This window comes from Ensifer sp. ENS11 (assembly GCF_014851895.1).
GTDB lineage: Bacteria > Pseudomonadota > Alphaproteobacteria > Rhizobiales > Rhizobiaceae > Ensifer > Ensifer canadensis.
The window spans coordinates 271,049-294,567 of record NZ_JACVAN010000003.1; the positions used below are offsets into that span (position 1 = coordinate 271,049).

Annotated in this window: 19 protein-coding genes; 9 read left to right on the forward strand and 10 right to left on the reverse strand. The window is 61.7% G+C overall.

What is annotated here, in order from left to right; all coding sequences use genetic code 11:
- Positions 1 to 375: 375 nt before the first annotated feature.
- Positions 376 to 6,150 (forward strand): alkaline phosphatase D family protein, encoded by a 5,775-nt coding sequence (locus tag IB264_RS08325; RefSeq protein WP_158268937.1) that lies wholly within the window; start codon positions 376 to 378, stop codon positions 6,148 to 6,150.
- Positions 6,151 to 6,177: 27 nt separating this feature from the next.
- Here IB264_RS08325 and IB264_RS08330 read toward each other — a convergent pair whose 3' ends face one another.
- Positions 6,178 to 7,086, reverse strand: coding sequence for an SDR family oxidoreductase (locus IB264_RS08330; protein WP_107027429.1), 909 nt, complete (start codon positions 7,084 to 7,086; stop codon positions 6,178 to 6,180).
- An 89-nt stretch (positions 7,087 to 7,175) separates the two neighbouring features.
- Between IB264_RS08330 and IB264_RS08335 the strand changes: the two genes are divergently transcribed.
- From IB264_RS08335 to IB264_RS08345, 3 genes are all read left to right on the forward strand, one after another.
- Entirely contained in the window at positions 7,176 to 7,760 is a 585-nt protein-coding gene (locus IB264_RS08335) for a TetR/AcrR family transcriptional regulator (protein ID WP_107027546.1), read from the forward strand.
- 112 nt (positions 7,761 to 7,872) lie between these two features.
- Positions 7,873 to 8,895, forward strand: a complete 1,023-nt coding sequence (locus IB264_RS08340; RefSeq protein ID WP_107027430.1) for a serine hydrolase — start codon at positions 7,873 to 7,875, stop codon at positions 8,893 to 8,895.
- A 378-nt stretch (positions 8,896 to 9,273) separates the two neighbouring features.
- On the forward strand, positions 9,274 to 9,714 hold the full coding sequence (locus tag IB264_RS08345; RefSeq protein ID WP_107027431.1) for a YHS domain-containing (seleno)protein: 441 nt from the start codon (positions 9,274 to 9,276) through the stop codon (positions 9,712 to 9,714).
- A gap of 12 nt (positions 9,715 to 9,726) precedes the next feature.
- On the opposite strand, the gene IB264_RS08350 is transcribed toward IB264_RS08345, so the two are convergent.
- From IB264_RS08350 to IB264_RS08380, 7 genes are all read right to left on the reverse strand, one after another.
- The gene (locus IB264_RS08350; RefSeq protein ID WP_113568516.1) at positions 9,727 to 10,689 is read right to left on the reverse strand and encodes a CaiB/BaiF CoA-transferase family protein; all 963 of its coding nucleotides are present in this window, start codon (positions 10,687 to 10,689) and stop codon (positions 9,727 to 9,729) included.
- 141 nt (positions 10,690 to 10,830) lie between these two features.
- Positions 10,831 to 11,847, reverse strand: a complete 1,017-nt coding sequence (locus tag IB264_RS08355) for a LacI family DNA-binding transcriptional regulator (protein ID WP_057221912.1) — start codon at positions 11,845 to 11,847, stop codon at positions 10,831 to 10,833.
- Positions 11,848 to 11,970: 123 nt separating this feature from the next.
- Positions 11,971 to 13,251, reverse strand: coding sequence for a D-tagatose-bisphosphate aldolase, class II, non-catalytic subunit (locus tag IB264_RS08360; protein ID WP_107027434.1), 1,281 nt, complete (start codon positions 13,249 to 13,251; stop codon positions 11,971 to 11,973).
- A 5-nt stretch (positions 13,252 to 13,256) separates the two neighbouring features.
- Entirely contained in the window at positions 13,257 to 14,198 is a 942-nt protein-coding gene (locus tag IB264_RS08365) for a sugar kinase (RefSeq protein ID WP_107027435.1), read from the reverse strand.
- Between the two features lie 19 nt (positions 14,199 to 14,217).
- Positions 14,218 to 15,180: an ABC transporter permease gene (locus tag IB264_RS08370; protein WP_057219226.1), complete on the reverse strand. Its 963-nt coding sequence runs from the start codon at positions 15,178 to 15,180 to the stop codon at positions 14,218 to 14,220.
- Positions 15,177 to 16,700: a sugar ABC transporter ATP-binding protein gene (locus IB264_RS08375; protein WP_025429327.1), complete on the reverse strand. Its 1,524-nt coding sequence runs from the start codon at positions 16,698 to 16,700 to the stop codon at positions 15,177 to 15,179. Before IB264_RS08375 ends, IB264_RS08370 begins: the two co-directional genes overlap by 4 nt.
- A gap of 176 nt (positions 16,701 to 16,876) precedes the next feature.
- Positions 16,877 to 17,767: a substrate-binding domain-containing protein gene (locus tag IB264_RS08380; protein ID WP_107027436.1), complete on the reverse strand. Its 891-nt coding sequence runs from the start codon at positions 17,765 to 17,767 to the stop codon at positions 16,877 to 16,879.
- A 343-nt stretch (positions 17,768 to 18,110) separates the two neighbouring features.
- On the opposite strand from IB264_RS08380, the gene IB264_RS08385 reads away from it, so the two are divergent.
- From IB264_RS08385 to IB264_RS08400, 4 genes are all read left to right on the forward strand, one after another.
- The gene (locus tag IB264_RS08385) at positions 18,111 to 18,806 is read left to right on the forward strand and encodes an RNA polymerase sigma factor (protein ID WP_107027437.1); all 696 of its coding nucleotides are present in this window, start codon (positions 18,111 to 18,113) and stop codon (positions 18,804 to 18,806) included.
- An 87-nt stretch (positions 18,807 to 18,893) separates the two neighbouring features.
- Positions 18,894 to 19,418, forward strand: a complete 525-nt coding sequence (locus IB264_RS08390; RefSeq protein WP_025429324.1) for a DUF4142 domain-containing protein — start codon at positions 18,894 to 18,896, stop codon at positions 19,416 to 19,418.
- A gap of 9 nt (positions 19,419 to 19,427) precedes the next feature.
- The gene (locus IB264_RS08395) at positions 19,428 to 19,748 is read left to right on the forward strand and encodes a cupredoxin family copper-binding protein (RefSeq protein WP_057221908.1); all 321 of its coding nucleotides are present in this window, start codon (positions 19,428 to 19,430) and stop codon (positions 19,746 to 19,748) included.
- A 188-nt stretch (positions 19,749 to 19,936) separates the two neighbouring features.
- The gene (locus IB264_RS08400) at positions 19,937 to 20,221 is read left to right on the forward strand and encodes an acylphosphatase (RefSeq protein ID WP_057221945.1); all 285 of its coding nucleotides are present in this window, start codon (positions 19,937 to 19,939) and stop codon (positions 20,219 to 20,221) included.
- A gap of 83 nt (positions 20,222 to 20,304) precedes the next feature.
- Here the strand turns inward: IB264_RS08400 and IB264_RS08405 are convergent, their stop codons facing one another.
- Positions 20,305 to 21,009, reverse strand: coding sequence for a TetR/AcrR family transcriptional regulator (locus IB264_RS08405; protein WP_245449177.1), 705 nt, complete (start codon positions 21,007 to 21,009; stop codon positions 20,305 to 20,307).
- 208 nt (positions 21,010 to 21,217) lie between these two features.
- Here IB264_RS08405 and IB264_RS08410 point away from each other — a divergent pair, with 208 nt between their 5' ends.
- Positions 21,218 to 22,414: a multidrug effflux MFS transporter gene (locus IB264_RS08410; protein WP_107027439.1), complete on the forward strand. Its 1,197-nt coding sequence runs from the start codon at positions 21,218 to 21,220 to the stop codon at positions 22,412 to 22,414.
- A 103-nt stretch (positions 22,415 to 22,517) separates the two neighbouring features.
- Here the strand turns inward: IB264_RS08410 and nrdF are convergent, their stop codons facing one another.
- Positions 22,518 to 23,507, reverse strand: coding sequence for a class 1b ribonucleoside-diphosphate reductase subunit beta (nrdF, locus tag IB264_RS08415; RefSeq protein ID WP_057221906.1), 990 nt, complete (start codon positions 23,505 to 23,507; stop codon positions 22,518 to 22,520).
- Positions 23,508 to 23,519: the final 12 nt, after the last annotated feature.

Sequence of the window (23,519 nt, forward strand, 5' to 3'; positions counted from 1 at the left end):
CCCCTCTCACGTATCTGCAGACTTTCGCATATAATTCACCCGGCGCTAAGAGGGGGGCGTCAACCTCAGTCGAAATCAGGACATGGGTCGGAAGGGCCAATGCGGCGCTTTGTGCTCATGTACAACCCAAGGTTAAGTCGATATCTTCTGGCTTCGACGCATGAAATGGATGCGAGCATATTTTGCGGGCGTGGAAAGACCGGAAGAAAGGCGGCTGCGACCGAGGGTGGCGGCACATCTGGTGGAGAACTCTGTGCAGAGAAGCGACATTGGCAAAGGCAGATCGCAGACCGACAAAAGATCGGGGGCCGTCATCGACGAGGCGTTGCGATACCGCATCGCCGGGCGTCGCGGCAGCTTGCCGGAGAGGTCGGCATGAGCGACCTCGACACGGAATCGAAAACGGCCTGGATATCGCAGGGATTCGAACGGTTGGTCGATCGTGTTCGCAAGGCGCCCGCCAATGTGCACTTCGATGTCCTGATCATCGGCAGCGGGTATGGCGGTGCCGTTGCCGCATCGAGCTTCGCCGGTCGCATGCATGAGGGCAGGCCGATCTCCGTTGGCGTGCTCGAGCGCGGGCGTGAATATCTGCCAGGCTCGTTTCCGACAGGGCTTGGTGAATTGCCGCGCCATATTCGCAGCGACAACAACAAGGAGGGCCTGATCGACATAAGGATCGGTGCGGAGGTCGTTACCGTCGTCGCCAATGGCGTGGGCGGCGGCTCGCTGATCAATGCCGGGGTCATGGAAACGCCGCTGCCAAGCATTTTCCATAGGGGATGGCCAGCGGCCCTCAAGGACCTCTCGGTCTGGAAATCCTATTTCGATCGCGCCCGTGATCTGCTCGGCAGCACCATCATGGGCACCCCAAACACCATTGCAAACCATGTTGATGGCGTGCCGCAAAAGTTTCGCTCCGTTCGCTCCATCGCCCCGGACGGCAATTTCCGCCCCGCCTCGATCACGGTCGCGATGAGCGACACCGTCAGTTCGGGCAATGTACGCCTTAACAAATGCGTGCGCTGCGGCGATTGCGCCACCGGCTGCAATGGGGGTGCGAAGAACTCGCTCGACGTCAATTTGCTGGCGCGGGCACACGAGTACGGTGCGGAAATTTTCAGCGGTGCGACCGTGCTGACCATCGCCAGGGATGGCGAGGCGGGCTGGATCGTCAACAGCGTCTACACCGACGCAAAATTGCGAAAGCGCGACGGCGGGACGGTGCCGATCAGGGCGCGCAAGGTCGTGCTTGCCGCCGGTACTCTCGGCTCCAGCGAAATCCTGATGCGGTCACGCGGATTGGGCCTGCAACTGCCCGACAAGAACCTCGGAACGCGGTGCTCGACCAATGGTGACATGCTGGTTGCCGACTATGCCACTACAGCCACTGTCAACACTGTCGCGGATGAAACGGTCAAACCCTCGGCCCGGGCGATCGGGCCGATGATTACCGGCGTGATCGACCTGCGTGCCTCCGCCGGTGTCATGATCGAGGAAATGTCGGTGCCGGCCGCCCTGCGCATCGCCTTTGCCGAGGTTTTTGCCACGCTCAATACGCTGCACGGCCTCGCCAGGCATGACGGCAGCCGTCACCGGCCGGGGTTTCCGGAAGACGATATCTACGCGGTGCCGCCGGCACGCATCGGCCACTCGGCACTCTACGCCGTCATGGCCGATGATGGCGCGGCGGGCCGGATCGAGCTCGACGGCGATCTCATCGCGACCGATCGCGACGGCATCGCGCGGATCCGCTGGGACAAGCTGCAAGGCCTGCCGATCTTCGACAAGGAGATCGAGGCGCTCTCGGCGCTGACCAAGAACTCAGGTGGCCGCCTCATCCCCAATCCGGTCTGGAAACTGTTGCCGGCCGATCTGACCTGGCTGCTCAAAGACCAGCGCGGACCGTTGGCAACCGTCCACCCGCTTGGCGGATGCGTGATGGCCGATACCGGCGCGGACGGTGTGGTCGACCATCTGGGGCGCGTCTTCACATCGGCGGATTCCGATGCTGTGTATGACGATCTCGTCGTGCTCGACGGATCGATCATTCCAACGGCCCTTGCAACGAACCCTGCCTTGACGATTGCCGCGATCGCGCTGCGCGCGGCCGAAATGTTGGCGGACGAGTGGGGCTATGCGGCGGCCGAAGCCCGGCCCATGGGTCCACCACTGGTTCGTCCGGTCTTTCGCAGCACCGACGTTGCCGCACGGGCGCAGTCGAGCGAAGTGGAAATCACCGAACGGCTTGTCGGCCCCATTCGCCTGACGCCTACTGATGGGGTCGAGGAAACCCGGATCGTCGAGCTGACCATGCGGTTTACACCGACGAGACTTGGACAGTTGACGCCGAACAATGGCGGGCATCCGATCCTTCGTGTCGCGACCGAAGTGCCGGATCGCGCCATCAGAAGCCAGATCCGGATCTTCCCCCGGGAGGTCTGGGAAACGCTCGAGAAAACCTGGTTGCCTTTGCATGTGAAAGAGCAGCGACTCGACGCCGCGGTCGAGTTCAGCGCGCCGATTTCCGGCAGCCTCAGGATATTCGAGCGGCAGGAAAGCACGTTGCTTGGGCGGGTGTGGCGTGCCGGCAAGGCGTGGACGCTGAACCGGGGCCTTCGCGACGGCTACCAGGCTCTTGTCGATGGGGATGACGGCCCCGGTATCTGGTCGCGGCTTAAATCGGCTTTTGCGATCGCCAGCCGCTCCGGCGAGATCAGGGCGCTCAGCTATGATCTGACCATTGGGCCACGGGACGTCGGCGGCAAGATCGCCCTTGCTGGCAACCGTATCGTCGGCACCAAGACCTTCACCTATGAAAGGCGCTGCAACCCCTGGCGGCAGCTCATGGAGGTGAGGCTCGACAGGTTTCCAGGCCTCAGCGCCGACAGCGGCGAGCGCGTGCTGAAACTCGATGTCGGCTATCTCGCGCGGATCGGCCTGCCGTTATTCCGGATCGTCAATCAACGCGATGGCGCCAACACCATCGGCGAATTGCTGACATTCTTCGGCTTCGTCACGCGGCTTCTGCTTGGTCTGCACATCTGGAGCTTTCGTTCTCCCGACCAGGACAAGCGGTCAAGCGAGGCGATTGTCAACCGCCTGCCGCCGACCACCCTGAAGCTGCCTGGCGGCGCATCGATCACCGCCGAACTGCATCGCATCGCGCTTGCGCCCGAACGGCCGGATGGCGGAGGCAACGACATCCCCGGCGAAGTGCGGCTGACGCGCTATCGTCATCCCAACACCAAGAAACGGCCGCTGGTGATGTTCCACGGCTATAGCGCCAGCGGCACGACGTTTGCGCATCATGCGGTCAACCCCAATTTCGCCAGTCATTTCTGGTGCACCGGCCGTGACATCTGGATCGCCGATCTGAGAACCAGCGCCGGCCAGCCTACCGCGACGCAGGCCTGGAGTTTTGACCAGATCGGCAATGTCGACGTACCGGCAGCGCTGAAGACCGTGGCGGCGACGTCGCCTGACGGAACGGTCGACGTGATCGCCCATTGCATGGGAACCGTCGTCTTCAGCATTGCGGTTTTGAACGGCCATGCGACCGGGCTCGTCAATCGCGCCGCGTTCACGCAGGTCGGCCCGCTCGTGGTCTTCGCACCGGCCAACATCTTTCGGGCCTATGTCGTGCGCTATCTCATCGATTTCCTGCCGGACAGCTACAGCTTCAACCCGAAGGAGCCGACACTGGCCGACGATCTTCTCGATCGGCTGCTGTCGACACTGCCCTATCCCGTCGAGGAATTCGACGTCGAAAATCCGCTATGGCCGACGAAACGAACGCCCTGGACGCGGACGCGGCACCGCATGGACGCGCTTTACGGTCGCGATTTCAACGTGCGCAACATGGAGCCCGAGATGCTGCGCTATATTGACGAGCATTTCGGTCCGCTGAGCCTGTCGACGGTGTCGTCGACACTGCATTTCGTGCGCTATTCGACGATGACGGACTTTCATGGGCGCAATCGCCTGGTATCGCGCCAGAATCTGGAAAAGCACTGGTCGTTCCCGACCTTCAGCGTGCATGGGGCGGAAAACGGCCTGTCGCACGTCTCGACCGTTGATCGCATGCGGCAGATTTTTGGCGATGCCGGTCGGGTCTATAGGCCTCCCTTCGTCAACCCGGGCGCGGGGCATCAGGATGCTCTGGTCGGAACGACGCGTCATGCGACCTTGCAGCAGATCCAGCAGTTTCTCGACGCCGACATACCGACGGGTGCAATCAAGGCCGACAGCGAAAAAGTGGTCTATCCGCCCTGGATCGGTCCGATCCTCACCGAAGAGCGCCCGAAGACCCCGGCGCTGGTGATCCGCCTTGGTTCGGCGCCCTCGCACCGGGCGACGGAAGCCGCATTGTTGCTGCGCATCCGGCTGGTCAACGAACGTATCTGTCGACCGGATGATGCGGCGAAGCCCTGGGATGTCCAATATCTCATCGAACACCTTGTGGCCTATACTTCCAAGGCGCTTGAAGACGATGGTTGGGACGCATTCGAAGTCCCGCTGCCGGCCCGGATGCCGGGCAACGCTGGTGCGGATCGCGGCAATGCGCTTCTAGTCCTGTTGGTCTATGACGAGGATGCGGCGTTGGCGGCACCGGACTTCGAGCATGAGGAGCCACCGCCGCCGCTTGAACCCATTGCGGCACCACCGCCGATAATCGTGCTGCGCGAGACCGCCGCTCCGCGTGATCCGATTGCTGGTCCTGGCGGCGGGCTGTCGTTGCCGACCTTCGATTTCGACAGGCATCTGGCACAGCCCGGCCGTGCCGGGCAGGGGCCGGCCTACGGCTATTTCGTTGCCGATATCGCGAAGAAGCAGATGCGCCGGCTGGATCCGACAGGTGCGGGCAATGCCGCGAGCAAGCAGGCGATCGCCTTTGCCTTCAGTCGATTTGAAGAAATGGCCGTCGCCGTGGAGCGTGCGCTCGCCTTTCCTACTCCGAATACAAAGCGGCAGGGTTTCATGCAGGCAGCGCCTCTTCCCGTTGTCGAACAGGATTTCGACTTGAGTGACGGCGTCATTCCCTACGATCCGCCGATGCAGCCGCCCCTGGAACCGACGCCGAACGGCACCAGTTTTACGCTGTCGTCGTGCCAGTATCCGGCAGGATTTCTCGACGAGGCCGTCGCCTACCATTCCTATCGCCGCATCGGCGAGCGGCTCGAGGCCAATGTCGGCGTCAAGCCGCGCTTCGCGCTTTTCGTCGGCGACCAGGTCTATGTCGACCCGACAGCGGGCCTTTATGACCCGACCCGGCGGGACGATCGATATCGTCTGCCCTATGAAGCCTGGCTCAACCAGCAAAGCGTGCGCAACGTGCTGCGGAAGATCCCGTCCTTCATGCTGCTTGATGATCACGAGATCGACGACGATTGGGAGCCGATTTCCGATCCCGACGACGATGACAACGCCGAAAAGGTGACGCGGGGCATCGAAGCCTACAGGAAGTATCAGCGCGGCATGCATGCCAAGCTCGAGATGTTCGATTTCGACGGCTTTCATTTCTTCATGCTCGACACACGGACGCAGCGCACGCACCGCAAGGTCGGCGACGGTCTTAAGAAGGCGGCGATGATTGCGCCGGCGACGATGGACAGTTTGAAGCAATGGCTGTTGCTGGCGCCCGCACCGAAGTTCGTGGTGTCGCCGGCGATGTTCCTGCCGCGGCATCGGCGCGCCATACAGCGCGATCGCAGCCTGTCGTGGACGAACCTGAGTGCACTGCATTCCGACGGCTGGGACGGATATCCCAACACGCTTCGCGAGGTGCTTGCCTATATCGCCGAGAACCGGATCGAGCATGTGGTGTTTCTCTCGGGCGACGAACATCGAGGCTGCATTGCAACGGTCGATCTCTGCGATGAGGATGGCTCTCTCATCACTCGTCTACACTCGATCCACACGGCGGCGATGTTTGCGCCCTATCCCTTCGCCAACGGCATCGATGAGGAGATCGTCGACAGCGAGACGATCGAGATCCGAAATGGTGCGAAGACCTACCGCTGCGTCGTCAATGCAACGCGCCCGGCGGCTGGAGACGGGGCGACATTTCTGCGTGTGCGTGGCGCTGCCGCCGGTTGGGAACTCGATTGCGAGTTCGGTGACGGTGCGATCCAGACACTGACGATCTGATCGCTGAACGCCTTCGCGTGAGATGTTTCAGCGATAGCCCGTCGCGTCGGCGGGCTTGTTCTGCTCCATCACCTCGCGCATGTAACGCCAGCAATCGGGGCGCGAGCCGTCGAGGTCGGTTAAGCCGTATTCCTGGGCAAGGCTGCCGCTCGACAGCGATTGCCCGTTCCACCGGGCCTTCTGTGGATCCGCGGCCAGCGCCGCGATGGCGCGGCCGACGAAGCGTGGACTTTCGGAAATGACGAAATGCGGCTGGATCTTCGTTGCCTCTCGCCAGGTCTCTTCCGTCACTTGGAAATGCTCCAGCATCATTTCAGAGCGCATCCAGCCAGGGGTAATCGAGATGGCCGTGGCGCCGTGCGGTTCCAGATCTTTGGCATGCGCCCAGGCCATGCGGTTGGCCGCGACCTTGGCGAGGTCGTAGAACGGCGAGAGCCGATAATGCTCGGCATTATATTCGGCCGTGCCGTCCGTCACCTCGACAAGCAGCCCGCCGCGATTTTCGATCATCAGCGGCAGGGCATGGTGGGCGGTGATCAGATGCGTGTCGATCGCCAGGCGCAACAGCTTCAAGCCGTTGTCGAGATCATGTTCCCATACCGCCTTGTTCCATTCGAACAGGTTTTCTCCACCCCAGACGTCGTTGACGAGAATGTCGAGCCGACCGTGCTCGCGCCGGATGCGTTCGATGAGAGCCTTCACCTGCGTGGATTGCAGGTGGTCGACCTGCACCGCGACGCCTTCGCCGCCGAGTTCGCTGACGAGTTCCGCCGTCTCCTCGATCGTTTCGGGGCGCTTGTATTCCGACTGCTGGTTTCTCGTGGTGCGGCCGGTGACATAGACGGTTGCGCCCGCCGCACCGAGTTCGGCGGCAATGCCGCGTCCGCCGCCGCGAGTGGCGCCTGCGACCAATGCAATTTTTCCCTTGAGCGTCATATTTTCCTCCATCGGTGATCGAGGCCATCTGGTCGTGGCTATGAGAATAGGATATATAAACGATTATTCGGTTATTAATGAGAGTCAAGATGCCACGGCCCAAAACAATGCCTGATGAAGATGTGTTGGCAGCCGCGTTGGCGATCATGCATGCGAGCGGCCCGGAGGGCCTGACCTTCGCCGCTCTTGCCACAGGCACCGGGCTCTCCGCCTCCACCCTGGTCCAGCGGTTTGAGAACAAGCAGAACCTCGTTCGGCGCACGCTTTTGCAAGCCTGGGACGGGCTCGACCGATTGACTTCAGAGCTTTCCGCGACCTTGCCGAAGACACCGGAAGGCGCCGTCGACCTGCTCGTCGGACTGTCCGGCGGCTATGGCGGCATCGAAACCTATGCCGACGGGCTTCGGATCCTGCGCGAGGATTTGCGCGATCCGGCGCTTCGCGCCCGCGGCGCGCGATGGCGCGATGCGCTCTCACAGGCGCTGGATGAACGCCTCTCTGGTCCATCGGGGCCGGTGCCCGGCATTGGCCTCCTGATGGCGTCCCACTGGCAGGGGGCCCTGCTTTGGTGGAGTTTCGATCCGCAGATCCCGGTTGCGGATTTCGTGCGGCAGAGCCTGGGCCGTTTCGTGTCGGTCCTCGCCACAGGCGCATCCGCTCCACACGCTGCTTGAAGTGCTGCGCGACTGGGCCACGACAGGACCGATCGGTCACCCGGCTTCAAATCCGCGTGACATTGCACGCGGCCTGGTGACGCGGAGGCGTAGTCAGCCTAGATCGGAATGGATGATCAGGTTTGCTGCTGCATTTTTCTCGCTGCTTGTGATGTGCTCCCTGGCGGTCGCACAGGATCGGCCAATGCTTCCGACGCTGTTGGACGGCCTTGCAACGCGCGACGACTTGAAACCGTTGAAGACGGTGATTGTCGCCCGATCCGGCTCTGTCCTTGCCGAGCGCGGCTACCGGGGCACCCGCCCTATGGACACCACCAACATCAAATCGGCTTCCAAATCGATCGTATCGGCGCTGGTCGGCATTGCGATCGACAAGGGCTTGCTTGAGGGCCCGGACCAGAAGATCGCTCCGATCCTGAAGCCGGACCTGCCGGCTTCGCCCGATCCGCGGCTTGAGGACATCACCATCGGCAATCTGCTTTCGATGCAGGCCGGTCTCGGAAGGATGTCCGGTCCGAATTACGGCCGCTGGGTGTCCAGCCGGAACTGGGTCCGCTCCGCACTCGCGCAGCCGTTCGACGACGAACCGGGCGGGCAGATGCTTTATTCGACCGCGTCCACCCACCTTCTCTCTGCAATCCTGACCAAGGTCAGCGGCAAGTCGACGCTTGCTCTCGCCCGCGAATGGCTTGGTCCGATCAAGGGCTTTCGCATCGATGCCTGGGACCGCGACCCCCAGGGCATCTATCTCGGCGGCAACCAGATGGCCATGAATGCGCGATCTCTGCTTGCTTTCGGCGAGATTTACCGCAACGGCGGCAAAACGGCAGATGGAAGACAGGTGGTGCCGGCGCAATGGGTCGCACTTTCCTGGCAACCGCGAACCAATTCTCGGTTCTCCGGCGACATCTACGGCTACGGCTGGTTTCAGCGTCAGATCGCCGGCGAGACCGTGCATTTCGCCTGGGGCTATGGCGGCCAGATGCTCTATATCGTTCCAGCGTTGGATCTGACCGTGGTGATGACGTCTGAGGAGAGCGGCCCGTCGGCACGCAACGGGTACCGCGATGCGCTGCATCTGCTGCTCGGCGATATCATCGACACGGTCAGGGCGTCGCCGCGTCTCGGCGAATAGCTGCGTTTTCCGCCCCATCACCGGCGAAACCTGCGGTGCCGGGTGCAGCCGCCGTGTCGCGTGCGTGGCTTCGTGCGGAGCGAACCTGCTGTGGATGAACGGCGTCTCCTTTTCCTGATGGGCTCGTGGGCCGCCGGCCGGCAAACGCAGGCTTGCACGGCAATTCAGCCGGCGCCGGCACCGGCGATATCGTGCGCGCCGAGCGCGGGACGGACCGTCATTTGCCGGAGGCTGTAACGCTTCCCCCCGATCGTAGTCTAACGATCAAGAGAAATAGAGATCGCAGGAGAAACACCGGTTTCGCGCAGCCGGTTCATTGGATGCGCCGTATGTCTACAACCAGGAAGACGCAGCAATCTGTCAACGTGGAGAAGCACCATGACAATTCCCAGACCCCTCCTTGGAGCCGTTATCGTTGCTCAGTTGGCAACTGTCGCCGTGGCCGGAGAGACCAACGAGAAAAGCGGCGTGGCGATTTCGGGCTATGATCCGGTCGCATATTTCGTCCAGAGCAAGCCGGTTGAGGGCAAAGCGGACCTTGCCGTGACCTACCGTGATGCACGCTTCCTGTTCGCCTCGGAGGAAAACCGCAAAGCCTTCGAAGCAAACCCGGGAAAATATGCGCCGCAGTATGGCGGCTTTTGCGCCTACGGCATGTCCCGCGGCTACAAGGCCCCGATCGATCCGGCGGCGTTCACGATCGTCGATGACAAGCTCTACCTGAACTACGATCAATCGGTGCTGGAAACCTGGCGCAAGGATATCAAGGGTTATGTGACCAAGGCCGATCAGAACTGGCCGGCGGTGAAACTGCAGTAAGCCGGTGGACGCTCAGCTATCCTGTGTCTCATCAATGAGGCGCAGGATAGCCTCGCGATCTTCATCGAGATGCGGCGGGCGCTTGCGGTACTGCACCGGTGTTGCCGACATCTTCAGCGGATTGCCCAGAACGCGGATCGGGGTCTCACCTGCTTGGTCCTCCATGCTGACCACCATTCCGCGCGCGAGCGTATGCGGATCACGCAGGGCCTGATCGACACTAGCAACCCGACCGGCGGGAACACCCTCGGCGTTCAGCCGTATCTCCCAATTGCGAGCGGTGTCCTTGACGATTTCGCCGGCGATGATGGCCTGCAGGTCTGCCAGATTGGCAAGTCGATCGCGATTGCGGCGAAAGCGAACGTCTTCGGCCAGTTCCGGTTTGCCGATGACGGCAGTAAAGCGGGCGAACTGAGCATCGTTGCCGACGGCGACAGCCAGATGTTCGTCGGCCGCCTCGAAGGTCTGGTACGGCGCGATATTGGGATGGGCGTTGCCGATGCGGCCCGGCACACGCCCGGATACCAGATGATTGGTTGCCGCATTGATCAGCCAGGCGATCTGGCTGTCGTAGAGGGCGAGATCGATCTGCTGGCCTTGCCCTGTGCGGTCGCGATGGCGCAACGCCGCCAGAATGCCTACGGTCGCGTACATGCCGCACATCACGTCTGCTATCCCGACGCCGGTCTTGACCGGAGAGCCACCGGCCGTGTCCGGCCCGCCTGTAATGCTCATGATGCCGCCCATGGCCTGGATCAGGAAATCGTACCCGGTGCGGTGGCTGTAGGGGCCGGTCTGGCCAAATCCCGAGATCGAGCACCAGATCAGATCGGGCTTGATGGCTGCCAGATCCTCATAGGCAAGGCCGCGGCGCGCCAGATCGCCCGGCTTGTAATTTTCGACGACGATATCGGAAATCCGCGCCAGGCGACGCACGAGGTCGACGCCTTCCGGCGTGGCGATGTCGATTGCGATCGACTTCGTTAGTCATGGGGACTGAGTGTTAGACCGGAGCCGAGCGTCAAGTATTGACGTTTGTCTCGATTGTTCTCGGAGAGTTCAAAGATGGCTTCCGGCGTTGTTCTATCCAGACGAACACGTCTTGAAAGGGCACCGCTAGGCCGAGCCGCGCAGCATGATCTCGGCGCTGAGCAGAATGCGCTCGTCCGCGGGGAAGGCCTGGTCGTCGTTCTCAGTTTCGCCGAGCTTGAACAGTAGCAGCTCGATCGCCAGCCGGCCGATCTCGTTGTAGTTCTGCGCCACAGTCGTCAGCGGTGGACAGGTGTAGCGCGACAGCGGATGGTCGTCGTGGCCTGCCACCCGCAGGTCACTGTCCGGTTCGCGGCCGACCTTGACGCCGGACTGGAAGGCCGCCGCAATCACGCCGAAGGCAACGCGGTCGTTGGCGCACAGCACCGTCTTCGTCGGAAAACCGCCTTCTCCCAGAATGCGCAGCGTTTCGTCGTAGCCGAACTTTTCGAAATCCCACGAGGCGTTCGGCGCCGTCGGCACGATGACGGGATCCATCTTCAGCTGCTGCATCGCCTCCTCATAGGCGTGTTGGCGGGCCAGCGCGTTGTTGTTGACCGGCGGCATGCCGAAGTAGCAGGGCGGTGCGCCGGACCGGCAGAGATAATCGACCATCAGCTTGAAGCTCTGGCGGTTGTCCGTGCCGACGAAGGAGGAACTGCCGTCGAGCGGCGAGTCGACATAAACAAGCGGGATGCTCTCGCCGAGCGAGGTGAGTTTTTGGTGATGGGACTGGACGCCGAGCGGGGCGATGATCGCGCCGGCGACGTTCATCGACTTGAAGGTCTCGATGGCGCGCTCCTCCATCTCCGGCTTGCCGTCGGAGGAGAGAACGAAGGCGAGAAAGCCCGCCTGGTTGGCGATATGTTCGATCCGCCGCGTCAGCGCCATGTAGAACGGGTCGGTCGAATTGGGAACGATGACGCCAAGAATATTGGTTCGCCGCCGGTTGAGATTGACGGCGAAGATGTTGGGCCGGAAGCCGGATTGCTTGATCGCGGCCTCGATGGCGTCGCGGGTCTTCTTGCGAACCGAAGTCGGATCGTTGAAGTATTTGGAGACAGTGGGGCGCGACAAACCGACGAACTCCGAAAAATCCTCCATCGTCTTGATTTGTCTGTCCACGGTCGAAGCGCCCCCATTCTTCTTTTGGGTTTCGTTTATAGATTTATTTCCGAGGGATAGGCAGTGTCGACTGCGAAATATTCACGGAATGAACGGCCGGCCCTATCCTTTGCAGGCGGCGAAGTAATCCTCCAGAACCGCGTCGACGGCGGCAATCGCCAGGGCCTTTGCTTGCGGCGGCACCTGACCGTCTCGCACGCGCTCGTAACTGCCCGAAAGATACTGGCTGATCAGCGTCTCGGGGATGGTGACGCCATCGAGCAGGCGAAGAAGCTCTTCCACTGCAGTCGCGACCTTCGGGTGCGGCCAGTAATAGCGGATGCGGTCGCTGTAGGAGAAATGGCGCTGAACACGCAGCGCGTCGGGCGAGCCGTGATAATACTTGCCCCAGTTGCCCGGCTCCTCGCGCATGACCTCTTCGGTGACCTCGGCCAGCGTTTTGGATCGCGCATCGGGAAACAGGAACGCGGCGATCTGGTCGAGCCCGTAAAGCGCTTCACGCAATGCAAACGTGAGGCCGGGGCCGACCTTGAGGATGGCAAAACCATCCGTCACCAGATCACGAAGTGCTTCTTGCGTCTGGTAGTCGGTGGAATGCGCCTCGAAGACGAGGCCGTTTAGCTCGGCCAGGCTTGCGCTCAACTGAGCGGCCCTCGGCCGGTCATAGGCGATCACGTTCTCGTTGCCGAATTCGACGCCCGGCTGGACGACGGCGCCGACAACCCGGGAGAAGGCCTCGCCGGCACCTGCATCGCTGAACGCCTGCCGATGAATATCGACGGTCTCGACGGCTGCTTCGGGTGCGGTAACTTCGAGCGTATCCAGTTCCTCGAGCGCGCCGCCGGGAACAGGCACCTCGGTGCCGATGATGTAGACCGGGGCGATGCCGTTACGTCCGCGGATGGCATCTTCGGCGGCGGCGGCAAGCCGCGCGGCACGCAACGCCGTCGTCGCATCGGGAAGGGCGACGGGTTCGCCGGCACAGCCCATGCTGGTATCGAGATGCAGCTTGGTGAAGCCGGCCGCGGCATAGGCGCGGATCATCGCTTCCGCCTTGTCCATCGCCTCATCGGCCGGCAGATGTTTCCACGGGTTGGGGCCGAGATGGTCGCCGCCGAGGATGATGTTTTCGATCGGGAAGCCGGTCTTTGCGGCGATCTCCCCGACGAAACGGGTGAAATCGGCGGGCGTCATGCCGGTATATCCGCCGTCTTGATTGACCTGGTTGCAGGTCGCCTCGATCAAGAGATGGGTGTCTTCCCTAAGGGCACGCAGCATTGCGGCCTCGATGACCAGCGGATGCGCCGAGCAGATCGAAGGAATACCGCGCAGGCCCGGACGGTCGCGCCACTGGGCAATGTCGATCAGATAATTGGGTTTCATGGTCTTCAATCCTTTCGCGCGCTGATGAAGGCTTCGAGTTCTGCTCTCGTCGATGCGCCCTCCATCGGGCCGGAGATCATCACGGCGCGAGCGCCCGACGCGTTGGCGAGTTCAAGCGCTTCGCGGGGGCTGGCGTCATTCAGCCAACAGGTGACGAAGGTGGCGCCGAAGCAGTCGCCCGCGCCGGTCGGATCGATCTCTTCGACGGCAAAGCCGGGCAGGGAGAGCGTCGTTTCCGCATCGAAGTAGCTGGCGCCTTCGGCGCCGCGCTTGACCACGATGACCCTGATGCCGGAGGCGAGAAGTTCGGCGATGGCGTCCGCCTCGGTTTTCGCTTCAGTGAACAGGAAGAGTTCGGCGCCGCTCGGCAGGAACACGTCGGTCTTGGCAAGGACTGTCCTCAGCGCTTCCCGCATCCCCGGGCTTTCGAGGATTTCTGCGCGAAGGTTCGGATCGAAGGAGACCGTGCCACCGGCTGCCTTGATGATGTCGATTGCGGCGAAAATGCTCTCGACCACGCTCGGAGCGTAGAGCGACGACCCCATCACATGCAGGTGGCTGCAGCTTTGAACCAGCACGATTGCGTTGTCATCGAGGGAAATGGTGCCGCAGGCGCTGTCGCGGATGTTGAAGACGAAGGCACGGCTGCCGTCATGACGGTAGCGAACGAAGGCGCTGCCGGTTGTGGCGAGCGGATCGACCGCGATGCCGGAGGTATCGACGCCGTCCGCCTCAAGGCGGGCGAGGTTGACGTGACCGAAGTCGTCGCCGCCAACGCGGGAAATGATCGCGCTCGCCTGGCCGAGCTTGCCGACCTGGTCGATGAAGATGGCGGGCGCGCCGGAAGGGAAAGGCCCGACCAGTGGTGTCGCCTGCCGGAAGCCGTCGCCCTTTTCGGTGGCGATGATCTCGACGAGGATCTCGCCGATCGTCAGTATCTTGTGCATGGGTTTCACTCGTGCCGGGTCAGCGCTTTGCCTGTTTGGCGCGAACGTCGAGCCAAACGGCGACAAGGATCACGAGGCCCTTGACGATGAGCTGGTAGAAATAGGGGATGGAAAGCATGTTCATGCCGTTGTTCATCACGCCGATGATGAGCGCGCCGATGAGCGTGCCGACCATGGTGCCGACACCGCCGGCAAGCGAGGTGCCGCCGAGAACGGCCGCGGCGATGGCATCGAGCTCGTAGCTCATGCCGGCATTGGTCTGGGCGGAAAAGAGGCGCGAGGAGAGCAGCACGCCGCTGATCGCCGCCATCACGCCCGAGATCATGAAGATGATGATCTTGAGGCGATCGACCTTGATGCCGGAATAAACAGCCGCTTCGCGGTTGCCGCCGGTAAGATAGGCGCGACGACCGAAGCTCGTCTTGCTGAGCACGATCTGGTTGATGACGAAGAGCACGGCAACGACCCAGATGATGATGGGCAGGCGGAGGAAGCTCTCGGTGCCGATGGCGGTCCATGTCGCGTTGTCGATCATCGCCGGCGCGCCGTTGGTCGGCAGGCTGACGAGGCCGCGATAGATGCCCATCGTGGCGACGGTGACGATGAACGACGGCAGTAGCAGTTTTGCCGTCAACACGCCGTTGAGCATCCCCATCAGCGCGCCCGCCACGATAGTTACCGCGAGTGCCGGGCCGAAGCCGAGCCCGAAGGCGAAACATTGCGCCCCGACCATGCCGGCGACTGCGATGATCGAGCCGACCGACAGGTCGATCTCACCGAGCAGGATCACCCAGGTCATGCCGAAGGCGGCAATAGCGATCACGGCCACCTGCTGCAGGATGTTCATGAAGTTGACGACCGACATGAACCGGGGATTGAGGAACGAGAAGATGACGCAGAGCATCACCAGCGAGAGGAAGATGCCGCCATATTGCTTCAATGCCCTGACGAGGGCGGCCTGGGCTGCAGTTTGCTGGGTCATGATTGGAAACCTGTCGCGTGCGCCATGATCGTTTCGGGGGTAAGGTCGGTGCCGGCGAGGGTCGCGCCGAGCACGCCTTCATGCATGACGACCACGCGGTCGCTCATTCCAAGCACCTCCGGCAGCTCGGAGGAGATCAGCAGGATCGCCGTTCCTTCGGCCGCCAGCTGGCGGATGATCTTGTAGATTTCGAATTTCGCGCCGACGTCGACGCCGCGGGTCGGCTCGTCGAGGATCAGCACCTTCGGCCGGGTCAGGAGCCATTTGGCGAGCACGATCTTCTGCTGGTTGCCGCCGCTGAGAGAGCCTGCCGGCGTGTCGAGCGAGCGCGTCTTGATGGCAAGCCTGCCGACCTCGGCTGCCGCTGCCTTGCGCTCGGCGCTGCCGCGGGTAAAGCCAAACGGGCCGGTGAAGTCAGGCAATGCCGCCATGGAAATGTTCCACTCGACGCTGTGCCCGAGCACGAGGCCTTCTTCCTTGCGGTTTTCGGTGACGAAGCCGATGCCGCGGGCAATCGCTTCGGCCGGCGAGCGGAAGCGAACCTCCTTGCCGTCGAGGCGAACCGTGCCGCTCGCGTTCTTCATGCCGAACAGTGCGTTCATCACTTCGGAGCGACCTGAGCCGACGAGGCCGAAGAAGCCGAGGATCTCGCCGGCGCCGACCGTGAAGGAAATATCGGCGAATTCCTCGTCGCGCGTCAGACGCTCGACCGCCAGGACCGGAGGCTGATCCGAAGTAATCTCCGTCGAGCGAACGTGGATTGGGGGCGGATAGATCTCCTCCATCCGACGGCCGACCATCAGCGCAATCAGCGCCTCGATCGTGACGTCGTTGCGATCGTGAGTGGAGACATACTCACCATCGCGGATGACGGTGATGTCGTCGCTGAGCCGCATGATCTCTTCCATGCGGTGGGAAATATAGATGACCGCGACGCCGCGGCTTTTCAGCCGGCCGATGATGTCGAACAGGATCTCGGCCTCGCTGTCGCTGAGCGACGAGGTCGGCTCGTCGAGAATGACGACCTTTGCCTCATGGCTGAGGCCCTTGGCGATCTCGACCAGCTGCCGCTGGGCGATCGAGAGATTGCCGACCTTCTCGGTGACGTCGATCGGCAGCCCGAGTTCAGCGACGATCGACCTTGCCCTGGCAACGAGCGCCTTATCGTTGATGAAGCCGAACTTGCGCGGCTCGCGCGTCGCCAGAATATTCTCCGCCACCGTCAGGTTGTTGCAGAGGCTCAATTCCTGGAACACGATCGCAAGCCCGAGCGCTGCTGCCTGCTGCGGGTTGGTGGGGCGATAGGGTTGATTGTCGAGGGTAATGTCGCCTGACGTCGCGCTGTGAACGCCGGCAAGAATTTTCATCAATGTCGATTTGCCGGCACCGTTTTCGCCGAGCAGCGTATGCACGCGGCCGCGGCGGACATCGAGCCGCATGCTCTTCAACGCGGCAACCTGCCCGAATGACTTCGTGACATTGCTGATCTTGAGAACGGTGTCCGTGGTCGAACCATGCATGGCGGCCTCCTTGGATCGCGCCGAGAAGCGCCTCCGGGCTGCAGCGCAACGTGTCTCATCAGACGCGCAAAGGTCGCTGTAGCACTTCGAATTGCTGCCCGTTTTTGTCGGCAGCAGGCGGAGGCGTTCGTCGTGTTGGTGCCGCCGCCCTCGGGCGGCGGCTGTCCTGGGAGGACTTACTTTGCGGTGTAGACGCCGGGCACGATCGGCTGTTCGGCCGGAACCTGTTCGCCGGCGGCAACCTTGACGGCAGTGTCGACGGCCTGCTTGCCCATCTGGTCGGGGAACTGCTGGATCACGCCGACCATCACCGGGTTGGTGTCGACAGCGTCGCGGGCTTCCTTCATGCCATCGAAGCCGATGACCTTGACCTGGGTTTCGAGGCCCGCCGCCTTGACGGCAACCGCTGCAGCAAGCGCTGCGTCATCACCGAAGCCGAAAATGCCGGTGATGTCAGGGTTGGCCTGCAGCATGTTCTGTGCCGCTGCGAGTGCCTCGGCGCGGGTGATGCCGGTCTGGATGGCGACGATTTCCATCTCCGGATGCTTGGCGATCGCTTCCTTGAAGCCGTTGACGCGGTTCACGACCGACTGGACGGTTGGGTAGTCGATAACGGCGACCTTGCCCTTGTTGTCGAGGATCTTTGCCATCAGTTCGCCAGCCTTGACGCCGCCGGTGAAATTATCGGTGCCGATATGCGAGGTGACGGTCGCGCCGTTGGCAGGCACGTCGACGGTGATCACCTTGATGCCGGCCTTCTCGGCCTTTTCGATCGCGGCGCGCACGCCCTGGCTGTCGACCGGCGAAATGACGATCACGTCAACGCCCTTGACGATGAAATCCTCGACGTCGGCGAGTTGCTTGTTGAGATCCTGGTTGGCAATCGCAACTTCGAGCGCGACGTTCTTCTCTTTCGCCTCGGCTTTCATCGCGTCGGCAAGCTCGATGTAGAACGGATGCTGCTGGGTCAAGAGCGAGGCGCCGATGCCTTCGGCCGATGCGGCGGAAGCAATCAGGATCAGTGCCGTGCCGGCGACAAGCGCCTTGAGAATACGGGGCATGTTCATGGGTTTCCTCCCTTGGAAACGATGTGGGCCTTTGGTCTTGGCGGCCAAGCAGGAGGGCCCTCCCATCACCGTCTTGGCGATGATGTAAAAACCATAAAACTTTGCGCGCGTCAATTTTTAAAAGTACGCGATGAAAAGATTAACAGGGTAACGCGAGAAATTTAGACGCCTCTCGCTTGAGTGGTCGGCAGGCCATTCGACGTTAGGCGGCCAAGGTAGGACCACAATGGCGCAACCGCATTCTCTGAAGAGGTTCCAAAAAGAACGGCACGGTGTCTGCAATTGGAAAAATGACGGGAACCTTTGGCGGAACCGTGCATCTAATGTTGCGGGAGGCTCGGACATGGCAGACATTCGAACAGGCGCGCTGGCGATCACGGACCCGACCGCGAATGTGGCACTGGCGCAAAGGGCGATCGCCGGTGACGGGCAGGCGTTCCTCGCGATCATGCAGGTTCACAACCAGCGCCTCTACCGCATTGCCCGAGGCGTCGTTCGAAACGACAGCGAAGCCGAAGACATCGTACAGGAAGCCTATGTGCTGGCCTTTGCGCATCTCGCAAGCTTTCGTGGCGAATCGTCGCTTGGAACCTGGCTGTCACGCATCGTCATCAACGAGGCGCTCGGACGGTTGCGACGGGGACGCCGCAAAGCCGACGCCCTGGGCTCGATCGGCGATGGCCGCGATGCGACGATCATCCAGTTCCCGCTGCCGGCAAGTGCCGATGATCCCGAACGCACGATGGCGCAGCGGCAGATCCTGCAACTCGTCGAACGGGCGACCGACAATCTGCCCGATATCTACAGAACGGTTTTCGTCGCGCGGGTGATAGAGGGGCTGAGCGTGGAGGAAACGGCTGATCTGCTTGGGTTACGCCCCGAGACGGTCAAGACACGGTTGCATCGGGCGCGGCAGCTGGTGCGCAAACAGTTGCATGAGCAGATCGGCCCGGTTTTGCTCGATGCTTTCCCCTTTGCCGGGCGGCGCTGTGCGCGGCTGACCGCGGCGGTCATGAAGCGGCTTGGCCTTTCCAGCTGACCGGCGGGAACCTTTGCGGGCAGGCGGCATCCAATGGATGTCAACTGCAAACAGGGTCCGCGCCCTGCGTGGAACAAGGAGGTTTCCATGAACATTCGGCCAATGACCGCGCTCGTCACGCTTTGCCTGCTCGGGCTTGTGATCCCGGCACAGGCAGCGGATAAGCCGACCGACCCACAGATCGCTCACATCGCCTATACGGCCGGAGTGATCGATGTGGAAAATGCCAAGCTTGCGATCTCGAAGTCCGGCAACAAGGACGTCGTTTCGTTTGCCGAAGATATGATGCGCGACCATGAGGCGGTGAATACGCAGGCGCTCGATCTCGTCAAGAAACTCAAGGTGACGCCGGAGGACAACGATACCAGCAAGGCGCTCTCGAAAGCAGCTGACGACGAGCGCGCCAAGCTTGCCACGCTCGACGGCGCGAGCTTCGATAAAGCCTATGTCGACAATGAAGTCGCCTACCACAAGCAGGTGAACGGAGCCCTGGAGACCCTGCTCATTCCATCGGCCAGCAATGCCGAACTTAAGGCACTGCTTGAGACCGGCTTGAAGATCTTTCAGGGCCACCAGCAGCATGCAGAACATGTTGCCGCATCGCTGAAGTAGAGCGCGGCCATGCCATCCGGGTTTTATCTCGTTGCCGTTGCCGGGCTCCTGCTCGGCAATGGCGCTGTGGATGCTCAAGCAGAGACAATCCGCGTGACGATCGAAAAAATGGCGTTTGTTCCCGCAGAGGTCGAGGTACGCGTCGGCGACACGATCGAGTGGGTCAACAGGGACATCCTCGTCCATACAGCGACCGTGAAGGGTGGTTGGGAGGTGTTGATCCCGGCGAAGAAGACCGCAAGTCTCGTCGTGCGGGAGGCGGGGCAGATCGATTATTATTGCCGCTTTCATCCCAACATGAAGGGCCGCATTTTGGCGGCGACGCCATAGGCTATTTCCAGGAGAACTGGGAAGCGGTTTTGCGTCCGGAAATGCGTCAAAACAAGGCGGCGGAGAATTCCGCAACTTCGCCCGATGTGGAAACGGCCCGGCGTCGCAGGCGCCCGCAACGTCAGGTGGCTTGTCTTTGTCCGCCTTCGCTCCAGTTTCTCTTCTATAACAAAAAAACAGGTGCGATCATGATCAGAGAGCGCAAGGCGATGCTCGTTCGTGTCAGCGGAAGGGTGCAGGGCGTCAGCTTCCGCATTTGGGCCCGCCGCGAGGCCGAACGCCTCGGAGTGACCGGCTGGGTGCGCAACGAGCGCGACGGATCGGTGGCGGCGATGATCGTCGGCTCCGATGTTGCGCTCGCAAACATGGTCGAGCGGCTCTGGATGGGGCCGGCGGCTGCCTCGGTCGTCAGCGTCGAAACCGAACCGGTGGCCTTGCCCGATCCGGTGCAGGGGTTCCAGATCACTGGTTAGGTGATCGGAGATGCGGAGGGGCGTTGGTCTTAGGTGCGTCGCGAAGACGTCAGGGTGACTGAATTGGTCAGAGCGACTGGCGGTCAAGCCGATTGGTCGAGGCGACCGGCTTTTTTCTGGGGTCGTTCGGTCTCGACCCTGCCATAGGCGCGCAGGAAGGTCCTGACGGCGTTGCGGGCAGAGGTCTGCAATTGCTCCTCCGTTGGAGCTTCGCCAAAAGGACCGGCTATCTGCATGTCCGCCTTGATCAAGGCCAGGAATTGCCGAGCGGCCAAGTCGAGGTCGTCGATCTCAAGCGGGGCCGCGTGGGCAAGTCGAGCAAACAGTGCCGAGAGTGCCGCGCCGATCTTGCCCGGTCCCTGTTCGCGCCAGATCCTGATCAGCTCGGGATATCGCTCTCCCTCGGTCTCGACCAGCTTCTGGATGAACTTGCCGTCCTGATTGCAGATGCAGTTCCTGTTGAGGCGCACTGCAAAGGCAGTGAGGTCGTCCTCGAGATTGTCTGCCCGTTGCGGGAAGGTCGCGAGGATCGAGAACAGCGCGGCGTTGGTTCGGTCGAGGATATCCTGCACCACCGCCATGAACAGCGTCTCTTTTTCGCGGTAGTGATTGTAGATGGTCTGCCTGGAAACACAGGCTTCCGCGGCGATTTCGTCTATGCTGGCGCCGGAAAAGCCTTCGCGGCAGAAGACCTCTGCGGCGGCGTCGAGGATCGAGATGCGTTTGGCGCATTGACCCTTCTGGGTGGGGCCACCGGCGGTCGGCAAGGCGGCTTGTCGTTTTTTCATGATCCGACGATAGGACATGTTGACGGTTTGGACAATAGTGTCTAATTTGACATGTGTGTCCAAAATTATGGACCACATAGGTCAGCGCAGGATGCGTCTCCCGGACGTTCGATCCTGGCACGACCGGCTCATTCCAGTTTCAATCCCGGCGGCAACGAATGCAGGCGCGCGTCCTCGTTCGTTTCGCGACCTCTGAAAGATCATCACCATGACGGCGTCCTTTCTACGCACTGCCATAGTCCTCGGTCTGATTTCAGCGATCGGGCCTTTCGCAATCGACATGTATCTCCCCGCGCTGCCGTCGATCGGCAAGGATCTCGCCGCAGAGACCGGTGTCGTGCAGCTTAGCCTGCTCGCCTTCTTCATTTCCTTTGCAATTTTCCAGCTCGTCTATGGCCCACTCTCGGATATGTGGGGCCGCAAGGCGCCGCTCTATCTCGGCATCGGCCTGTTCGCGCTGGCCAGCATCGGCTGCGCGCTCGCGACCGATATCGAAACGCTCATCGCCTTCCGCTTCCTGCAAGGTATTGGCGGTGCCGCCGGCATGGTCATTCCGCGCGCCATCGTTCGTGACATGCACACCGGCGTTCAGGCGGCACGCCTGATGTCGCTGCTGATGCTGGTGTTCAGCATCTCGCCGATCCTGGCGCCTCTGACTGGCAGCGCCGTCATCGAGTTCTACGGCTGGCGCGGCGTTTTCTGTGCCGTCATGATCGCAGCCTTCATCGGCCTGATCCTGCTGTCGACTCAATTGGCTGAGACCCGTCCGAAGAAGGACAGGGCAGACAGCAATTTCGGCAGCGCGATTGCCGCCTACCGGCTGCTTCTGAGCGACCGGAACTTCCTGACGCTCACCTTCATCGGTGGCCTCGGCATTTCGAGCTTCCTCGTCTACCTCGCAAATTCGCCCTTCGTGCTGATCGATCATTATGGCCTGACGCCGACGCAATACAGCTTCGCCTTCTCGATCAACGCGGTATCGTTCTTCGCGGTCTCGCAGGCGACCGGTTGGCTTGGCGTTCGTTTCGGTCTCGTGCGTGTCATGCAGCTTGCCGTCGCCGGCTTTGCCTTGACCATGGCCAGCATGTTCATTCTCATGAGCCTCGGCTTCAACCAGTTGCCGGTCATGGCGGCATTCCTGTTCGTCGGCTACGGCGCGCTCGGTCTGGTCATCCCGACCTCCGCGGTGCTGGCGCTCGAGGATCACGGCGAGATTGCCGGTACGGCATCGGCGCTGATGGGGACGCTGCATTTTGTCACGGCGGCTGTCGCCATGATCGTTGCTGCCGTCTTCTTCAACGGAACGGCGCTTCCGATGGCCGCGGGCATTGCGATTTGCGCGGTCAGCGCGTTCCTGCTGACACAGGCAACCATCGGCCGCAGCCGTGTCGTGCCGGCGGAGTAACACCACCTCGCTTCGCGCAGTTGAAACAGGACGGCCGGTGAAGACCTTCTCGTCTTCACCGGCCGCTTTGCTATTGGCTCAGCAACGGAGTGCGGCGCGCTTGTCAGAAATCCCAGTCTTCGTCTTCGGTCGCAACCGCCTTGCCGATGACATAGGAGGAGCCTGACCCCGAAAAGAAGTCGTGGTTCTCGTCGGCATTCGGCGACAGCGCCGACAGGATTGCCGGATTGACCTTGCAGGCATCGGCCGGGAACAGCGCCTCATATCCGAGGTTCATCAGCGCCTTGTTGGCGTTGTAGTGCAGGAACTTCTTCACGTCCTCGGTCAGGCCGACGCTGTCGTAAAGCGATTCGGTATATTTCGCCTCGTTGTCGTAGAGTTCGAGCAGCAGGTCGAAGGCGAAATCCTTCATCTCCTGCCGACGCTCGTTACTCAGCCGCTCCAGGCCCTTCTGGAACTTGTAGCCGATGTAGTAGCCGTGCACCGCTTCGTCGCGGATGATGAGGCGGATCATGTCGGCGGTGTTGGTCAGCTTGGCGCGGCTCGACCAATACATCGGCAGATAGAAGCCGGAGTAGAACAGGAAGCTCTCGAGGAAGACGCTGGCGATCTTGCGCTTCAGCGGATCCGTGGTGCGATACTGCTCGAGAATGAGCGCCGACTTCTTCTGGAGATGTTCGTTCTCCTCCGACCAGCGATAGGCGTCATCGACATCAGGTGTCGAGCAAAGCGTCGAAAAGATCGAGGAATAGGAACGGGCATGCACCGCTTCCATGAAGGAGATGTTGGAATAAACCGCTTCCTCATGGGGCGTGATCGAATCCGCCATCAGTGTCGGTGCGCCGATGCTCGTCTGGATCGTGTCGAGCAGGGTCAGGCCCGTGAACACACGGATCGTCAGCTGCTGCTCTTCCGGCCGCAACGCCGCCCAGGAGGGAATGTCGTTGGAAAGCGGCACCTTTTCCGGCAGCCAGAAATTGCCGGTGAGCCGGTTCCAGACCTCAAGGTCCTTGTCGTCCTCGATACGGTTCCAGTTGATGGCGCGCACGGCTTGCGAGCCCTTGGGCGCCTTGGTCTTCAGTTGGATGTTCATCTTGTTCCCCGG